The sequence below is a fragment of the Melghirimyces thermohalophilus genome (assembly GCF_900102685.1).
In the GTDB taxonomy this organism is placed as follows: domain Bacteria; phylum Bacillota; class Bacilli; order Thermoactinomycetales; family DSM-45169; genus Melghirimyces; species Melghirimyces thermohalophilus.
Genome location: NZ_FMZA01000025.1, coordinates 18,903 through 38,791, shown reverse-complemented (window position 1 = coordinate 38,791; position 19,889 = coordinate 18,903). Strand labels below are relative to the sequence as shown.

23 protein-coding genes and 1 pseudogene are annotated in these 19,889 nt (G+C 50.3%); 15 read left to right on the top strand and 9 right to left on the bottom strand.

The features are described from left to right. The 5 genes from BLP91_RS15145 to BLP91_RS15130 all read right to left on the bottom strand — a co-directional run. Positions 1-191: transposase (locus tag BLP91_RS15145; protein ID WP_483819094.1), on the bottom strand; the 191-nt coding region annotated here is incomplete at its 3' end. 142 nt (positions 192-333) lie between these two features. Then, positions 334-2,118: an adenine deaminase C-terminal domain-containing protein gene (locus BLP91_RS15140; RefSeq protein WP_091572943.1), complete on the bottom strand. Its 1,785-nt coding sequence runs from the start codon at positions 2,116-2,118 to the stop codon at positions 334-336. Positions 2,119-2,422: 304 nt separating this feature from the next. Then, positions 2,423-2,629, bottom strand: coding sequence for a hypothetical protein (locus BLP91_RS16445; protein WP_143003578.1), 207 nt, complete (start codon positions 2,627-2,629; stop codon positions 2,423-2,425). Continuing rightward, positions 2,605-3,825, bottom strand: coding sequence for a LolA family protein (locus tag BLP91_RS15135; RefSeq protein WP_091572941.1), 1,221 nt, complete (start codon positions 3,823-3,825; stop codon positions 2,605-2,607). The genes BLP91_RS16445 and BLP91_RS15135 overlap by 25 nt, the downstream gene beginning before the upstream one ends. A 465-nt stretch (positions 3,826-4,290) precedes the next feature. After that, positions 4,291-5,163, bottom strand: coding sequence for a metal-dependent hydrolase (locus tag BLP91_RS15130; protein WP_091572939.1), 873 nt, complete (start codon positions 5,161-5,163; stop codon positions 4,291-4,293). Between the two features lie 72 nt (positions 5,164-5,235). Here BLP91_RS15130 and BLP91_RS15125 point away from each other — a divergent pair, with 72 nt between their 5' ends. Together BLP91_RS15125 and BLP91_RS17585 are read left to right on the top strand one after the other, a co-directional pair. Next, positions 5,236-5,556: a hypothetical protein gene (locus BLP91_RS15125; protein ID WP_091572937.1), complete on the top strand. Its 321-nt coding sequence runs from the start codon at positions 5,236-5,238 to the stop codon at positions 5,554-5,556. A gap of 27 nt (positions 5,557-5,583) precedes the next feature. Then, positions 5,584-5,928, top strand: a complete 345-nt coding sequence (locus BLP91_RS17585; protein WP_091572935.1) for a phosphatase PAP2 family protein — start codon at positions 5,584-5,586, stop codon at positions 5,926-5,928. Here the strand turns inward: BLP91_RS17585 and BLP91_RS15115 are convergent. The 4 genes from BLP91_RS15115 to BLP91_RS15105 form a co-directional block, all read right to left on the bottom strand. After that, complete coding sequence (locus tag BLP91_RS15115) at positions 5,888-6,772, bottom strand: diacylglycerol/lipid kinase family protein (protein ID WP_091572933.1); 885 nt, start codon at positions 6,770-6,772, stop codon at positions 5,888-5,890. The two genes, BLP91_RS17585 and BLP91_RS15115, sit on opposite strands and share 41 nt — an antisense overlap. A 35-nt stretch (positions 6,773-6,807) precedes the next feature. Then, positions 6,808-6,984, bottom strand: a complete 177-nt coding sequence (locus BLP91_RS17410) for a PhzF family phenazine biosynthesis protein (RefSeq protein WP_342670316.1) — start codon at positions 6,982-6,984, stop codon at positions 6,808-6,810. Beyond that, the gene (locus tag BLP91_RS17405; RefSeq protein ID WP_342670315.1) at positions 6,981-7,490 is read right to left on the bottom strand and encodes a PhzF family phenazine biosynthesis protein; all 510 of its coding nucleotides are present in this window, start codon (positions 7,488-7,490) and stop codon (positions 6,981-6,983) included. Before BLP91_RS17405 ends, BLP91_RS17410 begins: the two co-directional genes overlap by 4 nt. A gap of 156 nt (positions 7,491-7,646) precedes the next feature. Next, positions 7,647-9,167: an MDR family MFS transporter gene (locus BLP91_RS15105; protein ID WP_176758028.1), complete on the bottom strand. Its 1,521-nt coding sequence runs from the start codon at positions 9,165-9,167 to the stop codon at positions 7,647-7,649. A gap of 200 nt (positions 9,168-9,367) precedes the next feature. On the opposite strand from BLP91_RS15105, the gene BLP91_RS17335 reads away from it, so the two are divergent. From BLP91_RS17335 to BLP91_RS15050, 13 genes and pseudogenes are all read left to right on the top strand, one after another. After that, entirely contained in the window at positions 9,368-9,499 is a 132-nt protein-coding gene (locus BLP91_RS17335; RefSeq protein ID WP_281220696.1) for a hypothetical protein, read from the top strand. Between the two features lie 7 nt (positions 9,500-9,506). Then, positions 9,507-10,001, top strand: a complete 495-nt coding sequence (locus BLP91_RS15100) for an AarF/UbiB family protein (protein WP_091572929.1) — start codon at positions 9,507-9,509, stop codon at positions 9,999-10,001. Between the two features lie 71 nt (positions 10,002-10,072). After that, complete coding sequence (locus tag BLP91_RS15095) at positions 10,073-10,558, top strand: glutathione peroxidase (RefSeq protein WP_091572927.1); 486 nt, start codon at positions 10,073-10,075, stop codon at positions 10,556-10,558. A 165-nt stretch (positions 10,559-10,723) separates the two neighbouring features. Then, complete coding sequence (locus BLP91_RS15090) at positions 10,724-11,356, top strand: bifunctional 2-keto-4-hydroxyglutarate aldolase/2-keto-3-deoxy-6-phosphogluconate aldolase (protein ID WP_091572925.1); 633 nt, start codon at positions 10,724-10,726, stop codon at positions 11,354-11,356. Between the two features lie 347 nt (positions 11,357-11,703). After that, on the top strand, positions 11,704-13,113 hold the full coding sequence (locus BLP91_RS15085; RefSeq protein ID WP_245662292.1) for an MFS transporter: 1,410 nt from the start codon (positions 11,704-11,706) through the stop codon (positions 13,111-13,113). A 74-nt stretch (positions 13,114-13,187) separates the two neighbouring features. Next, a complete protein-coding gene (locus BLP91_RS15080; protein WP_091572922.1) occupies positions 13,188-14,801 on the top strand; it encodes a glycoside hydrolase family 43 protein in 1,614 nt (537 codons plus the stop codon). Positions 14,802-14,986: 185 nt separating this feature from the next. Beyond that, positions 14,987-15,121, top strand: coding sequence for a hypothetical protein (locus BLP91_RS17330; protein ID WP_281220694.1), 135 nt, complete (start codon positions 14,987-14,989; stop codon positions 15,119-15,121). Between the two features lie 218 nt (positions 15,122-15,339). Beyond that, a pseudogene (locus BLP91_RS15075) lies at positions 15,340-15,492 on the top strand (DNA-binding response regulator); the annotation flags it as partial. Between the two features lie 142 nt (positions 15,493-15,634). After that, positions 15,635-16,603, top strand: coding sequence for a tripartite tricarboxylate transporter substrate binding protein (locus tag BLP91_RS15070; RefSeq protein WP_091572920.1), 969 nt, complete (start codon positions 15,635-15,637; stop codon positions 16,601-16,603). 18 nt (positions 16,604-16,621) lie between these two features. After that, complete coding sequence (locus tag BLP91_RS15065) at positions 16,622-17,068, top strand: tripartite tricarboxylate transporter TctB family protein (RefSeq protein ID WP_091572918.1); 447 nt, start codon at positions 16,622-16,624, stop codon at positions 17,066-17,068. A 37-nt stretch (positions 17,069-17,105) separates the two neighbouring features. Beyond that, complete coding sequence (locus tag BLP91_RS15060; protein WP_091572949.1) at positions 17,106-18,605, top strand: tripartite tricarboxylate transporter permease; 1,500 nt, start codon at positions 17,106-17,108, stop codon at positions 18,603-18,605. A gap of 346 nt (positions 18,606-18,951) precedes the next feature. After that, on the top strand, positions 18,952-19,428 hold the full coding sequence (locus BLP91_RS15055) for a PaaI family thioesterase (RefSeq protein ID WP_091572916.1): 477 nt from the start codon (positions 18,952-18,954) through the stop codon (positions 19,426-19,428). 37 nt (positions 19,429-19,465) lie between these two features. After that, positions 19,466-19,879 carry an NUDIX hydrolase gene (locus tag BLP91_RS15050; RefSeq protein WP_143003577.1) on the top strand — a complete coding sequence of 138 codons (414 nt, stop codon included), beginning with the start codon at positions 19,466-19,468 and terminating at the stop codon, positions 19,877-19,879. The last annotated feature ends 10 nt before the right edge of the window (positions 19,880-19,889 follow it).

The following is a 19,889-nucleotide window of genomic DNA, read 5'->3' as shown; positions in this document are numbered from 1 at the left end:
ATTTTAAAGAGAACGACCGGATCAATGGAGGGCCTTCCATTGTTCTCACAATACAAAGGCCGCACCTTGTCCGTGATAAAAGAAAAGTCGATATGCTTGTCCACTTTGCGGAGCAAGTGATCTTCCGGAACTAATTCTTCAATACAGACAAACTCCAGCTCATTTTGTTTCTCTTTATTGGAACGTAACACACCCATCCCTCCCATTCTTCTTCAACCTAATAAACGGTGGGAAGCAGTGAAAAGGATTCGGCAAAAAAATAGGCTGTCGAGACTTTCTCGACAGCCTGAAAGCCGCTTAAGCGGCTTTTTTAATATGATGGGCGGTTTGGGTTTATTCTGCATGGACAGACGGGAGCAGCACGGTTTTTGATTTCACGTCAAACAGTCCATTGGGAGTGATGCGGGGGCCGGGCAGGGAATCACAGGTCAAAAAGAGCAAGGAATACAAAATATCTTGAAACCGGTAGCCGCGCTCCCGTACGGCTTGAAAAAGTGAACGGTGAATCTGTGCCGCCGTTTCAAAGAAGGGGCTGGTGGTCATCATGCCGGTAAAGGGAAGGGGGATCTCCAGGATGGGCTCCCCTTGTTCCATCAGCACGATGCCTCCACCCATGTCGCGCACCCGGGAGGCGGCTTTCCCCATGGCCACCGGGTCCCGTCCGAGAACTAAGAGGTTCGTCGTCGTATTGTATGTGGAGGCCATCCCGTCCACCTCATCGAGGAAGTTGTCCAGGATTCCATGGGAGATCCACTGGCCGTCGCGGTCGATCAGTGCGCCATAGATTAAGCCGGGGTGATCGCTGATGTCGGCGTATCCGTTACGGACCGGAAGCGACACGTCCCGCCGTTTGGTGATCACTGCAATCTTGAATTGAATGACCGGGACCGTCACCGATTCCTGCCGATCATCGACCGGATACCGGTATCGATCGGGGTTTAACAAGGTGGCATCGTCAAGGACGAGCGGTTTTTTCTGCGGATAGGATAAAAAATCCACCTTGGGCATAGAGGCTGTCAGTCGCACCTTTTCAGCTACGATTTGTCCGCCGGCGACCACCTGATCCGGACGGAATGTTGTTAGATCCGGCAGGAGAACCAGATCGGCCCTTCGTCCTGGGGCGATGCCGCCCAGGTGTTCATCCAATCCCAGGTATTGAGCCGCATTTAAGGTCACCATCTGGATGGCTTGAACAGGGGGGATGCCCGACTCTACGGCAACCCGCAGCAATCCGTCCACAAATCCTTGTTTTTCGATAAAGCCGGGATGCGGTCCGTCTGTGGTCATCAACATCCGATGGGTAGGTAATCCGTGCTCGGTCACCGCTTTGACGATTTCAGGAAGGTCGGGACGGAGAGAACTGTTTCGCAAGGTCGTCCATAACCCAAGCCGCAGACGGTCCTTCACTTCCTGCACACTGATCGCTTCGTGGCAGCCACTGATCCCAGAGGCCACGATCGAATTCAACCGTTCATAGGAGCAGCCTGATGTGTGGCCGTCTGATATTTTTCCGATCGATTTGGCATACTCGACGGTCTCCAGCAGAAAAGGGTCGGCATCATAGAGGAGCGGCCAACGGGTCACCTCCGCCGTTCCGATCACATCCGGGAGGTCCAGCAGCTTGCGGACCGATTCCGAGGAAAACTCCTCTCGTTCGCCGGTGTAGTCTGCTTGAGACACCAAGCGGGCCAACCAGAGATGCAAACCCGGCATCCCGCGCAAGTCTTCCACCATCTTCTGAAAGCCTTCCGCACCGAGATGTAAGTAAAAGAAGAGGTTATCATGCACGATCGTCGTGGTACCCAGCGGCAGCACCTTTTCTGTCAGACTGATCGGATTGTAGACAACCCAAGGATGGGCATGGGGTTCGATAAACCCAGGGGCGACCCATCGATTTTCCGCGTCAACAATAATGGTATCCTCGCCAATAGCTGCTTCGCTTTCTCCGACATAAGCGATCCGGTCTTTGCAAACGGCGATATGAGCGGGCAGAATCTCCCCTGAGTAAACGTTCACCACACGCCCGCCCCGCACAAACAGATCCGCCGGCTTTTTTCCCTTTGCTACTTCAATCAACTCGTATCGGGTTGCCTGGTATGATAATACTTGTCGATTCAATCCCTACGCCTCCGTTTTCCATGTTGAGGGTCATGCTGTCCGGGTTGGATATCGTGAATACTAAATGGTTTGAAAATTATCGTATTTAATACGTAATATACACCATTCCAATTGGGCCTTCAAAAAAGTGGCTATTCCATGATCAGTGATATTTCCGGACTACAACCACCTACTCCTTACCTTTCGACGAAAAGTTCAGTAATCCCTTTTATAACGCGAAAAGAACAAATGGGGTCTGTCTTGGTGCTCCAAGATCTTTGCATAAACAAGGAGGACATCTATATTACCTTTATAAGACGATAGGTCATAAAAACATCAAATAATAACGTTCTCGTGGAAAGTCATCCGAAGGTTCATGTTGTAAAGTATAAAGAATAACTGGACAGCTCCATGGGTGACTGGTGTTGGAGCGGATGATAGAAACCCGTTTCGCCAAAAGATAAAAAGGAGCAGGGATCGTTAATTGACCTGCCCCTTTTTGTGTTTTTATTTTTTCTTCATTTTCTCCCAACTCTTGGGCACCTCTGGGGCAAATTGTTGGGCGTTGATGCCTTGGTTGAACTGGATGTCCTGCACCTTGATGTGATAAGCTTCGTCCCCGTTCTGATCGGTCCCGATCAGCTTCAACAGCACGCCTGTTTTCGTATCCACCCACATTTTGTAGGTGGTGGCACCCAGCTTCTTGGAGAGATAGTCGTTGTGTTTCCCCTCGATCACCGTGATATCCCGGTTAAACATCTTGTCATGGCCCACGACTTTGTTCCCCTTGTTACGGAGCCAAAACGCGTAGTTTTGCGGGAAAGTCACTTCTTTGGCAATGCTTGCAGTTGCTGGGTCGTTACGCTGGACAAAGACGGGTTGGCCGTTTTCATTGGAAAAATGGCGGGGTCCTTTGACTTCTTTACGGGGAGCAATATTTGATTTGGAGAACTGCTCTTTTTGATGGTTCATGACCAGATGCTCTTTCCCGTTGGATTTGGTTTCAAAGACGGTTCCGTTTGCTTTGGTCACCTTCACATGGCTTCCCGGTGTTTTTCCTTCATCCACCTGGAAATCGATTGTTTCGTTTTGTCCGTTGTTCTCAAATTGAATATGGAAAGAGCCTTGGATGTTTTGATAATGGTCGATTGCGTTTAACATTTTCTTTTGAATCGAGGCGATTTCAGCGTTAGCGTGGTAGGTTTGTTCTTTTACTGTGTTCATAGCTAGAGTTGAAGGGTCATACAACCTTATCATATCCGCACCGGTGTATGAGTTTGGGTAATCGCCACGTTGAAAAACATCAGCATCAATAAACCATCCGTATACTTTACCGATACCATTCCAACCACCAGGTGCTGTATTTTGATTTATGTCACCGACGTATTGAACATTCGTATGACCATCTGAGACATAATAATCGGCGTTTGGGTTGGTGAAGTCATAATTGTTGAGCCATACATCGAGATACGGATCCACAACGTAATCGTCATAACGCCAAAGATATGAGCTACTGGAATCGTTTCGAGCGAGGCGATGATCCCCGTTTTGATCCCCACTGTATCCACTTCTATATGTCCAACTTTCAGTGAATGAATTGGAGCAAGGATAACCAACCGCATCATTATCACAATAAAGATGATCTGCATAAACGGTCGATGGAAGACGAAAACCGATCCCACCGACAAATAACATAAGGACCAACATACTACTCATCATTTTTTTCATCTTCATCCCTCCTAAACGGTTATTGTAACAAACTTCCCTCTTTTGGACACTTTTCATAATTTCTTTCAACTTCATTTACCAGGGTGAAATATAAAAGTTGGACCCACACGGATAACGCTAGCCGGGCTCCCGCTTTAAAACCGGTTTTCTTTGTTTTTAAAACTGCACTCTTCGAAGGATCTGATGACCTCCAGTGAAAAAGGAAATTGCGATGAGTATCAACCATCTCTTCTTAAGATACATTTAACTATTGTTCGTTAATGAAAAAGGCCACTGTTTATACAGTAGCCCTTTTGAATGCATTTTTCGCTGCTCAACTATCGATGATATCACTTCCAGTCATAAGCCCCACGGACACGATCCCATCCCAATGGATGGGACCGCTTCGTCTTTAAATGGCATAATTAGAGTACATGGGCCGGGAATACGTCAACCTCAGTTTTTAATAAACTGCCTGATTCCTTTTTATTTGGGGACCATCACTTCCGTGCTCAACAAAGAGGGGTTGTGATGCCGGAAGCGGGGGTCATAGATGGTGATGTGCCAGTGGTGATCCAGCTCTTTGACCCTCGCTCCGAAATCGGGCAAAAAACGAGCCAGGGCGCGGGCTTCCTCATCTTTCAGCGCCTCCTTGACGACAGGGTGGTCTTGGTTCTTGGCTTCCCCAACCTTGCGCAGTCCGGTGAAGACGGAGCCATCGTAAAAATGAAATTCATCGCCTGTTTGGGCCACCAGATGGTACTGGGTCGGAATGAGCTGGGCACTGGTGGTCACCGCCTGATACTGATGATCCAGCTGCGATTCCAGCCAGGCAGCATGGGTGGCCTGCAAAGCGACATATAAGAACAGGACAGCCCACACGCCGCGGAAAACCCGTACGTTTCCCCATCTTTTCTTCAGCAGAAAACCAGCGACAAAGATCAACAGGATGATGACGTCTACAATCGGTAGAATGCCGAGGGAGTACCGTTCCGGTAAGACTGGTTCCAAAAGGCCCGTCCCCCAGGTGTTGGACCAGTCCGATGCGATATGGACGATGGTGCCTGCCCATGCCAGCCCAAAGGCTTTGCCAAACCGGATCGACCGATTAATTAGAAAGACGAGTCCTACCGCCAGCAGGGCCATGACCGGGGCGAACAAAAAGGAATGGGTGAACCCGCGGTGCCAGGTTAAGTAGACCGCCGGATCCATAAAAGTGGTAAATCCTTCGATGTCAGGGATCTCTGCGCCTAGGATGGCAACGGAAGCATATCCGAGCCGTTCTTTTTTCGTCTCTTCCTCCTTGTCGAAAGCGGCATAGACGGCATAACCGAGGAGTCCGTGTGTCAGATTGTCCAAACAGCGTCCATCTCCTTTAAAAAGGGTAAAATCATGATCGCTTAACCATCAACCAGTAAGGAGGGGAAGGGGTTGAGCCAATGGATCAGAAAGCGGGCTCCATCCCTCGGGTGGGGGCTCATGTTCGTCTTACCGATCATTTTCCTGTTTGTCAATACTTTTGTGGAGCTGGCCAAACGGGAGATGGTCCGGATGGACAGGCGCTTGTTGATTCAGGCGGCCACCTTGCGCACTCCCTGGTTGACGGAGTGGATGAAGGGGATCACGGAACTGGGCCAGGGATTCTGGCAACCAGCCTGGTTTTGTTGCTCCAAAAACGCGTCATACAGGGAATTCTGTTCGATCGGGGGTCAACATCGCGCTGAAGCTCCACTTTGCCCGCTCCCGTCCTGATGAACCTTCGTTGATCCCGGTGGATGGCTGCAGTTTTCCCGGTGGACATGCCATGGGGCCATTTCCCTGTATGGGTTTTTGCTTTATTTCAACCTCAGAAGCGGGCTGCCCTCCAGAATGAAAGGAGTGCTCTCCCTGCTGTGGCCCGGACTCATTCTTCTGATCGGTTTCAGCCGCGTGTATCTCGGTATCCACTATCCTATCGATGTGATGGCCGGCTTGGCCATCGGCGGAGCGATTTTGATTTTATCGATCGCCTTATCGAATGGTCCGGGTTCCGGAATCAACGGGGACAAGTGCAGTGAAAACGTAAACCCGCATGGCAGGTTTGTTATTCTCCGACCAAAACGGTTAAGTGACCGGGGAGGGTGACCAGTTCTGAGGGGGTGGTTCCCACCTGTTCGCCGTCGCAGTCGATGGTTTGTGCAGGGTTCGCCTGAATGGTCAGGTGCTCCGTGTGGAAATAGTGCAGATCTTCTCCCAGGGGCCACTCCCGAGTCATGTTGGATACCAAAAGGGACCAGAGGCTGTCTAAGGAGGTTTCCTTGATCACCAGCACATCCATCTTTCCGTCGTCGAGGCGGCTGTGAGGGAAGAAGGCTTCCATTCCACCGATAAACGAACCGTTGCCTACCAATAGCATCATGGCCTCCCCCTGGAAATGCCCCTCATCCCATTCGGCTTCCAAGGTGAAGGGGCGGGGATGGAGCAGGTTTTGGGCGGCGCTGATATAATAAGCCAATCGACCGAAGCGTTCCTTGTTTTCCGGAGTGATCTGGGTGGAGACCCGGGTGATCAGCCCGATTCCCCAGAAGTTGAGAAAGTAACGTCCCTGCTGGTTCCGTACCACATCCACCCGCCGCGGCTGGCCCTTGATGATTTGCTCTAGAGCATCGGGGATGTGCTGTTTGATTCCTAACGCTCGGGAAAAATCGTTGCAAGTACCGCCGGGAAGGATGGCAAATCGGGGGCGGTCAGGATGTGAGCAAACGGCGTTGGCCAACTCATGGACGGTGCCATCTCCTCCGGCAGCGATAATCAGATCGGTATCATGGCCCACTTCCTGTACCCGCCGCGCACCATCGCCCGGCTGCTTTGTCAGATGAACGTGAACCTGGACAAAATGTTCCCGCAACCGTCGGGTGAGCTTGGGGAGCAGTTCCTTGATTTTTCCCTGTCCTGCTGACGGATTGACGATCAGCTCTACTCGTTTCATGGTGAGTTTCCTCCGCAAATGAGGTGAGAGGTAGCTTATACCAGTTCCCCGCGCCAGACAGTTACCGCTTGCCCGGAGAGGATCACGCGATCCTGTTCCGGACGGACCAACAGGAACCCGCTCCGCTCCGAAGCTTGTCGGGCCCGTATTTCCTGTTTGCCCAACCGTTGGCTCCAGAAGGGTCCAAGGGGGCAATGGGCCGAACCCGTCACCGGATCTTCCGCGATGCCGTGGTTGGGAACCGGGAGACGATATCACAGCCTGCCTCCGCCGACGGGGCAGTGACGATCAGGCCGCGTCGGATGGGCAGGGTGCTGAGGGCGGGGTGGGCTGGATCCCAACAGCGAACTTCTTCTTCCGATTCCAGCTCCAGCAGGTGATCCATCCGGTTGACGCCTAAGAAGCGAATTCGATCGCCAAAAGCTTGTTGAAAGGCGACAGGTATTTCTGTCGGTTTCACGGATTCCGCGGGGAAGTCGAGCTGGATCCACGCGCCGTGGCGGCGGGCGGTCAAAAGGCCGCTTTTCGTCTGAAAGCGGGCCGTCTCTTCCGGTCTGAGGATCCCCTGTTCCCAGAGCACGTGGGCACTGGCCAGTGTGGCGTGGCCACACAGCTTCTCCTCTTCTGACGGCGTAAACCAGCGGAGCCGGAAGGCATCGTTCTCTCGGTGGAGAAAGGCCGTCTCCGACAGATTTATCTCTCGGGCAACGAGCTGCATCCATCTTTCATCCCCCCGGTTGGGACATGATGCAGACCACCGCCGGGTTTCCTGAAAAGGGGCGGTTGGTAAAGGCGTTTACCTGGATGATCTCCTGTCCCATGGTTTTACCTCCTTTTTATCCTTGACAAATGAAGGGAGGAAAAGTCAAAAGTTTCATTCCTTCACCGACAGGGACTGGGCACTGCCCTTGGGAACCAGCAGCAAGGCGACAGCGAGTGCGGCGATACTGAACAGGGTTGCGGTGATAAAGGTAGTGTGCAGGGCCTGGGAGAGAAACTGCTCCGCCAAGCGGGCGATCCCGCTAGGTAAGGCGGAAAAGCTTTCGGGGTTGGTCACCCCTTGCGCCTTCTCCAGTTGACGAATCGTCTCTTCACTCAATTCCCCCCGGTGTTCTGTGATGTAGGTGTTGATCCGGGTCTTCAACTGAAAGCTCATCACCGTTCCCAACAGGGTGACGCCGAAGGCACCTCCCATGGAGCGGGAAAACATTTGGGAGGAGGTAGCGGTTCCTCGTTCCGGTCCCTGGACGGCGTTTTGTACCGCCACGATGAAAGCGGTCATCGACAGCCCCAGTCCCAAGCCCAGCACCAACATGCCAGCCATCACCAAGAGGTACGGGGTGGAGGCATCCATCAACGTGAAGCTGGCAGCAGAGAGTGCGACCAGGACCGCACCGGTGACGATGGGCGGGCGGTATCCCTGGTGCAGCAGCCAACGCCCCGCGATCACCGAGGAGGTGCTCCAGCCCAGCACCTGGGGGGTGATCGCCAATCCGGCCAGGGTGGGGGATTTGCCGAGGACTCCCTGGACGAAGAGGGGGACGAAGGAGATCGCGCCGAACATGCCCATCCCGGTCAGAAACGCCGTCGAATTGCTGGAGGCGATCACCCGGTTACGGAAGAGGTTTAGGGGAAGAAAAGGATCGTCCACCCGGCGTTCCCAGCGGAAGAAGACCGCTAAGGTGGTCACTCCGCCCACCAACAGCACCCAGGCCAAGGGGTAATCCGCTCCCTGGTTGCCAATCAGCTGGGTAAAGGAGAGGACGCCTAACACCGACAGGATGAACAGCACCGCTCCGGTATAATCGATTTTTTTCTCCACTCGATGCCCCGATTCCCGTAGGAATAGAAGGATGGTCAGGATGATCAGGAGCCCCAGAGGGAGGTTGAACCAAAAGATCCAACGCCAGGAGAAATGATCCACGGTCCATCCGCCGATCAGGGGTCCAACGATGGCGGCCAGTCCCCACATGGAGGAAAACCAGCCTTGGATCTTGGCCCGCACTTCAAAGGGGTAGATGTCTCCGACGATGGTGAGCGCAATAGGCTGCACTCCACCTGCGCCAATCCCCTGAATCGCACGGAAAAAGACCAGTTGTTCCATGGATTGGGAAAATCCGCACAGGGCGGATCCCCCGATGAACAGGAGTACAGCGGTGACAAACACCCCTTTGCGGCCGTAGAGGTCGGCCAGCTTGCCATAGATGGGCACCGTCAGCGTATTGGCCAACATATAGGCGGAAAACACCCAGCTGTAAAGAGAGATGCCTCCCAGTGTACCCACGACTGTCGGCATAGCGGCATTGACAATGGTTACCTCCACGGCAGCGATAAACATGGCGGCCATCAGCGCGCCCGTAATAATTTGTCGTTGTCTTCGGTTCATTTCGGCCATTTTCCCGGTTTCTCCTTTATTTTTCATGGACTTGACTTCTATCCTACCGCAACGCCTGGTTGAATGCGAAGGGTTTTGTATGGGGGAAGTTTTCCGCATCGATGGATGAGTTTTATAAAAAGTCCATGAATGCTGTTCCGATCTCCTTCTGCCGATCAGGGGCGATTGGGTAGAATGAAAGGGGACAAGGAGGGATCACATTGCACCAAGAAATCGTCAACGAGCTTTCCGACTTGATTGCCGAGGGACAGATTGAGAATCAGTGCCGCATGCTGGGTGAGGGTTTGAGTGGAAGGGTATACGAGTACGAACAGTTTGCCGTCAAAAGATGATCGCATCTTGAGCCGTTTGCACCAACATCCTGCCTTTCCTGCTCTTCATCACTGCGGGGATCAGTTTATGGTGATGGATAAGGTAGAGGGAATCACGCTGGCACATGAACTTCACAACCGGTCGCGGCTGAAGGAGGATCATCTGGAACAGATCGAAGCCTATATGGAAGATTGCTTTCGGGAAGGGTGGATCCCTCGGGACATGCATCTCAACAACCTGATGGTGGATGCGGAGGACCGAATCCGGATCGTTGATGTGGGACGTTTTATCCACACGGATTACCCGGAACGATATCAAGAGGAATTGGCCGAAGATTTGGCAGATCTGCGTTACGACCTGTTGGGGATGTTTTCACCCTTCAGCAAAAAACGTCGGTACCACTACGGTTCCAGCTCCTCCGGCTCATACAGGCGCCGCCGTTCCTATTCTTCCCGTTCTTACTCCTCTTCCCGCCGCAAATACCGGAAACACCGGAGAAGAAGGCCTCGTTCCTCTTCTTGAAGAAAATAAAAGCACCGGGGGATTTACTCCTCGGTGCTTTTGCGAGTGGCAGACGAAAAGGAGGGTAGGAGATGAGTGTCCATGATTTTACGGTCCGCACCATGGACGGAAAGGAACAATCCCTCGCCGATTACAGAGGCTTTGTTCTCTTAATCGTCAATACAGCGAGCCAATGCGGGTTTACTCCCCAGTATCGGGAGTTGCAGGAACTTTACGAGCAATATCGTGACCGGGGGCTGATGATCCTGGGCTTTCCCTGCAATCAATTTGCCAACCAGGAACCGGGGAGCGATGAGGAAATCCGACAGTTTTGCCAGGTCAACTACGGGGTCACTTTTCCTCTGTTCGCCAAAACGAAGGTGAAAGGTCCCGATGCCCATCCCCTCTTTCAATATCTGACCCGGGAGGCGCCGGGGATCGGGTGGAAGGGGGTCAAATGGAACTTCACCAAGTTTCTGGTAGATCCCCGGGGTCGGGTGTTAAAACGGTTCGCTCCCAATAGGAAACCCTCGTCGATAAAAAAAGAGATCGAACCTTATTTGCCGATCCAGGCCTGAGTCGTAAGCACTGCGGGTTCTTTCTACCACGGGTTATCGATTCGGCTCCTCCATTTTTTCCAATGACCATTCGATCCTGAATCAGTTCGTTGACTTGGGCAGATACGGAATTGTCGTACCGGTAGACGGCGGATTTTTCGTCTGTAAAAAAAAGGGGGGAATCCCATGCAAACTTACGAGATTTTACATCAGATGATATCCAGCAAACTGGCAGTGGTCCTTCGCGGCGAAAATCTGGACATGGCGGAAAAAACCGCAGCGGCTTGCGTGAAGGGCGGCGTCAAAACCCTGGAGGTCACCTTCACTGTGCCTAAAGCCGGACAGCTGATAGAAACCCTGGTCGATCAATACGATGAGGATGTGCTGGTTGGGGCCGGTACAGTCTTGGACAGTGAGACCGCCCGCTTGGCTATACTCTCCGGTGCCCGGTTTATCGTCAGTCCCGCCTTCGACATCGAGACGGCGAAGCTGTGCAACCGCTATCACATCCCTTATCTGCCCGGCTGTATGACGGTCAATGAGATGATCGAAGCGACAGAATACGGCGTCTCGGTGATTAAGCTCTTCCCGGGTCCATCCTATGACCCTTCCTTTATCAAAAATGTTCGGGGACCGCTTCCGTATCTCAACATCATGCCCACAGGCGGGATCACCCTCGACAATGTGGATGCCTGGCTAAAAGCCGGCGCTGTCATGGTCGGTGTAGGGGGAGAGATCACCCGTCCCGCTAAGGAAGGGGATTACGACACAGTGGAGCAGCTGGCAAAGGCCTTTCAAGCCAAGGTGATGGGAAAGTAGTCATCGCTAATAACTTATCAGATCGGTCATTTGGTTAGAGTTGAGTTATTTCTCTAATTCAAATGACCTTTTTATTTTTCTCGCAGTAAAGGGTTGATGTGGACTTTAGCACCCATCTGAGGCTTTTCGTTTATCGATCACGTATGGCCGGCTTTTATTCAAACACCTTTGGAGTGGGGACTGGCAACGAGATGAATCGGAGTTGATCTTGATAAATTGACGGAATCTTAGACCACATATTGTTGACAACGCTTTCAATCAAAGGGTAAACTTTGTTCAAAGGACAAACAAAGTGGAGGGAACCCAACCGAAGAAAATCATGCAAATTAAATAAGGGGGGACAACTAATGGGAATGACGCAACCAAGACGGAGCGAAACGGACCTATTGAAAACACCGAAATTAAAAATGAGTGAAAAACTTACGTTTGGTTTAGGAGATTTTGGAGCGAACTATAGTTGGACATTTATTGCTTCCTTTGTAACCATCTATATGACGGATGTTGCAGGCATTGCGGGTGCTCTAATCGGTACCATTATTTTGATTGCCCGTATAACAGACGGGATTACAGATTTGTTCATGGGAGCCGTGATCGACAATACAAAGGCAAAAATGGGGAAAGCCAAACCATGGGTTTTTTGGACGGCCCCTATTTTAGGGATATTAACATTCATGTTGTTTAATGTGCCCAGTAGTTTTCATCAAACTGGAAAGGTTGTTTATATATTTGTCGTTTACTTTCTAATCTCAGCCATTTTTTATACCGCTAACAATGTGGCTTATTCATCCCTTACTTCCTTTATGACAAATGATAAAGAAGATCGTGTATCCCTGGGAAGCATCCGTTTTATCTTCGCCAATGTAGCGGTGTTAGCGATCACCACCTTTACAACCATACTTGTAGCTACTTTTGGCAATCATCAACAGGGGTGGACCGTCACTGCAGCGTTGTATGCTTTACTATGTGCAATCCCCTTAATGGTTACCGGTTGGTTTGTGAAAGAGAGAAATGTGGCGCAAAGAAAAACAGAGGGTCAAAGAATTCCGTTTGTCCTAATATTCCGAGTACTCTTTGCCGACAAATACTTTATACTCACATTTATTTTGTATATTTTGTGGTACTTAAGGCAAACCGAGAACGGTATCAGGGTCTACTATGCGACATATATTTTCGACAATCCCGATGTCATGGGTTTATTGAGCATGGCTGCCTTGTTACCGATGATCATAGGTCTATTTTTTGCTCCGAAGATTGCTGGAAAATATAGTATTAGAAAGAGTGTAAATGTCGGGTTACTGATTTCTGTGGTGGCTTATATGATCATGGCTATTTTTCCGGAAAACTTAATATGGCTCGTCGTCGGACTCGGTATCAATGCGATCGGTTTAGTGCCATTACAAGCAGCTCTCAGTGCAATCGTGGCCGACGTTGGCGATTTAGTGTATTGGAAGTCCGGGGTACCCGTGCAAGGTTCTGTATTCAGTATAACCAGTGCCGGTATGAAAATCGGGGCGGGATTGCAATCTGCTATCGTCGGATGGTCTCTTTCCATCGGCGGGTATATAGCAAATGCATCCAGTCAACCAAACAGTGCGGTGGTAGCGATGAAGTCCATGCTGATTTATTTTCCGATGGCGATGGTGATTCTGATGTTTGTGATCGTAGCTGCATTAAATTATGAAAAATTCCTTCCACAAATAAGAAAGGAAATTGAAAAAGGGAAGATAGGAGCGGACCGGGCTGAACATTTGATGTAGAGCCATTTCACCGTCAAATAGACTGTTATAGTGGTAAGAGATGTTCAATGATGAAATGAGGAGGTCGATGGAAAGTGCCCAGGATAAAAAATCCGATTCTAACCGGTTTTCATCCAGATCCGAGCATCTGCCGCGTAGGTGAGGATTATTATATTGCAGTCTCTACTTTTGAATGGTTTCCCGGTGTTAGAATATTCCATTCAAAGGACTTGAAGAATTGGCGTCTGATTGCAACACCTCTCAATCGATTAAGTCAACTAAACATGATTGGAAATCCTGACTCAGGGGGGGTTTGGGCACCCCAACTTTCCTACTATGACGGGCAATTTTGGCTCATCTACACGGATGTGAAAGTGACCGAAGGGCAATGGAAAGACTGCCATAACTATTTGGTTACCTGCGATCAAGTGGATGGAGAATGGTCTGAACCGATCTATTTAAACAGCTCAGGCTTTGATCCTTCCCTCTTTCACGATGACGATGGAAGAAAGTATTTAGTCAACATGCTGTGGGATCCACGGGTCGGGAACCATCACTTTTATGGCATTGTCTTGCAAGAGTATAGCCATCAGCAAAAAAAGCTGGTGGGTGAACGTGAAGTGATATTTAAGGGGACGGATCTTAAATTGACAGAAGCTCCCCATATCTACAAGATTAATGACTATTACTACTTGTTGACTGCGGAGGGAGGTACGACATACCATCACGCGGCAACCATAGCAAGGTCCAAAAATTTGAGAGGACCTTATGAAGTCCATCCGGAAAATCCGCTGATCACATCGTTTCCCTATCCGAGGAATCCCTTGCAAAAGGCCGGTCATGCTTCTATTGTACAAACGCACACCAATGAGTGGTTTTTAGTTCATCTCACAGGACGTCCATTGCCGAAAGATCACAATATGCCTTTATTGGAGCCGCGTGGATATTGCCCACTCGGTCGTGAAACGGCTATTCAGAGACTGGAATGGAAAGATGGATGGCCATATGTAAAGAATGGAAATCAACCATCATTAGAAGTAGAAGGTCCTCAATTAGAAGAAGTCCCATGGGGAGAAGAATACCCGGAAAAGGATGATTTCGATGGTGATAGTCTAAATCCTCATTTTCAGACACTGCGTATACCATTGGGTAAGGATACCTTGTCACTGACAGACAGGAAGGGACATCTTCGCCTATATGGGAAGGATTCCTTAACTTCTAAGTTTAAACAAGCCTTTGTCGCAAGGCGTTGGCAGCATTTTCGCTTTTTGGCCGAAACAAAAATGTCCTTTTACCCTTATACGTTTCAGCAAAGTGCTGGATTAGTGAACTATTATAATACGGAGAATTGGACGGCACTGCAAATGACCTGGGATGAAGAAAAAGGGAGGATTCTAAACCTGACTACATGTGATAATTTTGTGTTTGATCAACCTCTAAGGGACAATGTAATTGAGATTCCTCAAGATGTGGAATATGTTTATCTTCGTGTGGAAGTTGATACGAACAAGTATCAATACGCATACTCCTTTGACGGCAAACGCTGGACAACGATTGCCATTGAATTGGGTTCGTATAAGCTATCCGATGATTATGTTCGAGGGGGTGGATTTTTTACCGGTGCCTTTGTCGGCATGCAATGCCAGGATACTTCTGGACAAAATTGCCCTGCTGATTTTGATTATTTTATATATCAACCCATAATCTGATATAGAGTGAATACACATTGAAGCGTTTCGAGTGGGTGTGCTAATTACAACGAGTAAACTCCGGGAAACAGACCAATCGCGTGGCTTTTGCCACGCTTTTTTCGAGTCTTAGATCACTCAGTCTTATTTTTCATGAACCGAAAAAAATAAGGAGGGGAATCCGTTGAGAGGCAGGAGGTGTCACGATGAAGGATGATACCTGTTACCATTGTGAACATCAGGTGGAGAGCATTCATCCCATCACCTTTTTTCAACAGGAACGAAAGGAGCTCTTGTGTGACGATGGTTATGCAGAGTGGCTGGAGTCAATCAAGGAATAAGGAAAGGCACCAACAAATCTGTCGAATCCCTGCGGGTTTTAACAAGGAGCTGACCTTTTAAATCGCCTTTTGTTATATTTTTAATAATGCCCCATGATCTAATCATCAAAAAAACTAAAGGGAGGTCCGTTTATTTCCAGCGTGTCGCTGCAAACAAAAATGTTTGGGCCACGTTATTTCGCTGCTTCTGTTTGTGATTGAACTGGGGACGGATCTGTGGAATGGCTGCTGAAGAGATCGGAGAACAGATGGGTGCTTCCCGGACCACGGCCCGTAGGTACTTGGAAGATTTGGTTTCCATCGGTGAAGGGCAGGCCGATCTGGAATATGGCATCGTTGGACGGCCGGTGCGTAAGTATCGCCTCTGTTGAACAAAATGAACAGAATAGCCTTTAAAGTCATTTAAATCAGAAGCGGTTACAAAAACGGTCGGATTTTTTATACAATAGGGGACAAGTCCCAAAATGATTTAAATATTTTTATACTTATAACGGAATCGGCGAGGTGATCGGATTGAAGAAATGGTGGTTGGCAGTCGTTGTATTGCTGTTGCTCACGTCTTGTTCGTCCCAAGATGCGGGCGGGCCGTTTCCATCGAAAAACATCGAATTGGTGGCGCCGGCTTCACCCGGCGGCGGCTGGGATACGACTGCCCGGGCGATGCAAAAGGTTTTCGATGATGAAGGGATCGTTAAAAAGCCGATCCAGGTGATCAACAAACCGGGCGGCGGCGGAGAAGTGGGGTGGAAGTATCTAGAATCGAGAGACGGCCACAGTTTGGCGATCAATTCCAGTTTGCTGATCACGAACAACCTGTTGGGGCAAAGTGATTTGAGCTATCAGAATTTTACCCCGATCGCCATTTTGGCGACAGAATGGGAAGCGGTGGTCGTGCCCAAAGGTTCTGAAATCAACAGTGTTAAAGAGCTGATGACGAAGTTGAAAAAGGATCCCAAGTCCCTGAAGATCGGCGTAGCACCGGGCCTGGGTAACGACGATCACCTCTCCTTTGTCCAGGCGGCGAAAACTTTCGGTGTGAATGTGCCCAAATTGGACTTTCTCGTATACAAAAGCGGAGGGGACGTAGCTACAGTCTTGCTTGGCAATCACATCGACGCTGCCACCATGTCCGTTTCCGAGGCAAAAGAGCAATACAAAGCAGGCAGAGTCAAAATATTGGCCGTCTCTTCCCCGAAGCGGTTGAAGGGGTTGGAAAAAGTCCCCACCTGGAAAGAAGAAGGAGTCGATATGGTTTTTCCCCATTGGCGGGGCGTGATGGGGCCACCGAACATGAGCGAAGAAGAAATTGCTTACTGGGATCAACGAATCGGCCAAATGGTGAAAACGGACGCCTGGAAAGAAATTCTTAAAAATAATGAATGGGAACCCTTTTACAAAGACAGCGGCGAAAGCAAAAAGTTCCTTGAGGAACAATATCAGATGTACAAACATCTGCTGAACGATTCCGGTTTGACTCAATAACTGGGGTGGAGGGATAGGATGATTTTTATCAGGTTCTTTATGCCGATCTTTTTTGTCCTCGTCAGCATCTGCTTTTTGATCGGAACCTTCCATCTGCCGAAGGCCAAGCTGGGTGATCCGAACGGGCCGCTCTACTTTCCGGCGGGGGTTAGTATTTTTCTGCTGATCACAAGCTTTGTCTATCTGATCCAGGAATGGCGGCAACAGCAAAAGTATCCAGAATTCAAACGGCTTTTGAGCGGCCGAACACCGTTTTTAATCGTATCTACCCTGGTGTTGGGGCTGCTTTATGCCCTCGTCTTTTTAACCCTAGGATTTTTGGTATCCACGACCCTGTTTCTAGCGGCGCTTCTATTTGTGATCAATGGCAGAAGCAAATGGCTACTCAATCTGACCGTTGCGGTGTTGTTTTCAATGAGTGCGTGGGTTGTCTTCAGCCAATGGTTGGATATCAGTCTGCCTTGACGAGGAGGTGTATCCTGTGGGAGTGAACGTGCAAAGCATGCTGGAGGGCCTGATGACCGCACTGGAGCCGGGTAACCTGCTGTGGCTGGCATTTGGCGGCTTTCTCGGTACCATTGTTGGCATGCTGCCGGGTCTCGGACCGGCGACGGCGGTAGCGGTGCTGATCCCGATCACTTTTGGCATGGATCCGACGACGGCGTTAATCATGATGGCCGCTATCTATTATGGAGCGATGTACGGGGGATCCAGAAGTTCCATCCTGTTGAACACGCCGGGTGACGGCTCGGCGATCGCTGCCACCTTTGACGGCTATCCGATGGCGAAAAAGGGACAGGCCGGACAAGCCTTGGCGATCTCGGCCATCGCCTCCTTGATCGGCGGGTTGATCGCGGTCATCGGATTCGTTTTGTTGGCGAAACCCCTGGCGGAATTCGCGCTAAAATTCGGTCCGGCGGAGTATTTTCTGTTGATGCTGTTTACACTGTCGGCGATTGTCTCTCTGTCGATCGGAAACATGACCAAAGGATTTATTTCCATGTCGATTGGCTTGTTGTTGAGCACGGTTGGCGTCGATCTGCAAAGTGGGGTTTATCGCTTCACATTCGACTTGCCCCAATTGAGTGAAGGGGTTGACTTTCTCGTCGTCATCATCGGAATTTATGCGGTGGGAGAAGTGTTATACAACTATCTGACCATCGATCAACCCCTGGACAAAAAGAAAAGAGACGTGGGGAAAATCTGGGTCACAAAGGAGCAGTGGAAGCGCTCCCGTTGGCCCATTCTCCGAAGCGGACCCTTAGGCTTTATCATCGGTGTGCTGCCCGGAGCCGGGGGATCGATCGCCTCCTTGCTCAGTTATACCACAGAGAGGCAACTCTCCAAGCGGTCGGATCAATTCGGCAAAGGGGCGATCGAAGGGTTGGCCGCACCGGAATCGGCCAATAACTCCGCCTCTGTCGGAGCGTTGATCCCCCTGTTGACGATGGGGATCCCAGGCTCCGGGACCACCGCCGTCATGCTGGGAGCCATCATCATGCTGGGGGTGAAACCGGGTCCGCTCCTGTTTGAAGATAACCCCGTGATGGTTTGGAGTCTGGTGAACAGCATGTTTATCGGCAATATCCTGCTGGTGTTGATCAATATTCTGCTGGTCGGCCTGCTGGTCAAGATCCTGGATACACCGCCGAAAATGTTGTATCCCCTCATCCTGGTTTTATCCTTTGTCGGCACCTTTACCATGAATTACAGTGTGGTCGATTTCTATATTTTGCTCCTCTTCGGCGTGATCGGCCTGTTTATGAAAATATTGAAGTTCCCGATCGCTCCCCTTATCCTGGCCCTGATTGTCGGGGCGGATATGGAACAAAACTTCCGCAAAAGTCTGATCTTATCCGATGGCAATTTGGGGGTCTTTTTTGCCTCGCCGATCTCGATCGTCCTGATCCTGATGACGGTGCTGTCAGTGTGTTATCCATTGATCGTTAACGGGTTCAAAAAGAGAAAGAGGACGGTGGAACAACGGAGCACGAACATATAATGGAGGGGATCGAAAAAGGGGGCGAAACTCTTCGCCCCCTTTTTTATACGGGTTTTTTTCTGCCTGAAGGACTTTTCTGCAGTCCGAAGGCTCCATGAGAAGAGTGAACAAGGTTATGTCCAGGGAAAAATCGTGATTCAGGTAAAAGAGGAAGCCGCCGACCGGTAAGAAAAATCGCAAAAGGGAACACCAAAAAGCCGGGGGTTCCCCGGTTTTTTGCGCGCGGGGCGGGGGATCGGTTTCACTGAAGGGGAGTTTGTGGTAACGTTATGGCATATACAAGGGGTTTCCATCTGACAGGTGTGTGCCAATCACCAAAAACTGAATCAGCGGAGAGGATTGAACCATGACATTGGACGGACTCTTAAATGAACTGAAGGATTTGACACCCAGCGAGTTGGAAACGATCCACAAACAGGTGCAGGCGCTGAAACGGACGCGGGTGAGCCCGCTGGCTTACATCGAGGAAATGATGAACTTTCAAAACCTAGGCTATGACGAGGAAAAAGAAGCTTATGTCCATCGCATGTTGGTGACGGATGAATTGACCAACCGGTATAAGATTTTGCACGGGGGCATCACCGCCACCTTTATCGACACGGCGATGGGATCGACGGTATTTCAGGAGTCGGAGACAGATCGCCGGTCCGTAACCCTTGATCTCAATGTCAGCTTCCTAAAACCGGCGATCGAAGGGTGGTTGACTGCCCAAACCCAAGTGATCAAAAAAGGGCGGACGATCATCGTATTGGAAACCAAGGTGAAAGACGATCAGGGGCAACTGATCGCGCGTGCTGCCGGTACCTTTTTTGGCCGGACATGATCGTTCCCCGGACAAAGGGGAAGTGGAGAGGATTTGGATGAAAAAGCCCTATAAAATCGCCGCCAAAGCGATTATCTTTGAAGGGGACCGGGTACTGGTGCTGCGCAAATCGAAGGCGGAGCGGAGTGCCAAGGACACCCATGGCTGGGATTTTCCCGGCGGAGGATTGGAGCCCAGTGAACCCCTGATGGACGCACTCTACCGTGAGGTGAAGGAGGAGACGGGTCTGCAAATCAAGGTGGTGGGGCCTGCGTACATCTACGATGACATCCAGGATGAAAAGCACCTGATCATCATCAAGTTTGCCTGTCAGAACCCCGTGGGTGAAGTAAAGCTGAGTGCGGAACATGACAACTTTTATTGGACCGAGCTCGGGGAGCTGGACCAAGCCCCTTATCCGGAATGGATGAAGGAGGAGATCCGGCGGGCCCACCGCATCTATATGCAGTAAAAAAGGACCG

Excerpts from the sequence above, each read along its gene's own strand:
- BLP91_RS15115 (WP_091572933.1), bottom strand. The coding sequence starts at position 6,772 with ATGAAACGAGTAGAGCTGATCGTCAATCCGTCAGCAGGACAGGGAAAA.
- BLP91_RS15050 (WP_143003577.1), top strand. The coding sequence starts at position 19,466 with ATGAAAAAGCCCTATAAAATCGCCGCCAAAGCGATTATCTTTGAAGGG.
- BLP91_RS15090 (WP_091572925.1), top strand. The coding sequence starts at position 10,724 with ATGCAAACTTACGAGATTTTACATCAGATGATATCCAGCAAACTGGCA.
- BLP91_RS15105 (WP_176758028.1), bottom strand. The coding sequence starts at position 9,167 with ATGGCCGAAATGAACCGAAGACAACGACAAATTATTACGGGCGCGCTG.
- BLP91_RS15055 (WP_091572916.1), top strand. The coding sequence starts at position 18,952 with ATGACATTGGACGGACTCTTAAATGAACTGAAGGATTTGACACCCAGC.
- BLP91_RS15095 (WP_091572927.1), top strand. The coding sequence starts at position 10,073 with ATGAGTGTCCATGATTTTACGGTCCGCACCATGGACGGAAAGGAACAA.
- BLP91_RS15065 (WP_091572918.1), top strand. The coding sequence starts at position 16,622 with ATGATTTTTATCAGGTTCTTTATGCCGATCTTTTTTGTCCTCGTCAGC.
- BLP91_RS17405 (WP_342670315.1), bottom strand. The coding sequence starts at position 7,490 with ATGCAGCTCGTTGCCCGAGAGATAAATCTGTCGGAGACGGCCTTTCTC.
- BLP91_RS15135 (WP_091572941.1), bottom strand. The coding sequence starts at position 3,825 with ATGAAAAAAATGATGAGTAGTATGTTGGTCCTTATGTTATTTGTCGGT.
- BLP91_RS15085 (WP_245662292.1), top strand. The coding sequence starts at position 11,704 with ATGGGAATGACGCAACCAAGACGGAGCGAAACGGACCTATTGAAAACA.
- BLP91_RS15060 (WP_091572949.1), top strand. The coding sequence starts at position 17,106 with ATGCTGGAGGGCCTGATGACCGCACTGGAGCCGGGTAACCTGCTGTGG.
- BLP91_RS17330 (WP_281220694.1), top strand. The coding sequence starts at position 14,987 with ATGAAGGATGATACCTGTTACCATTGTGAACATCAGGTGGAGAGCATT.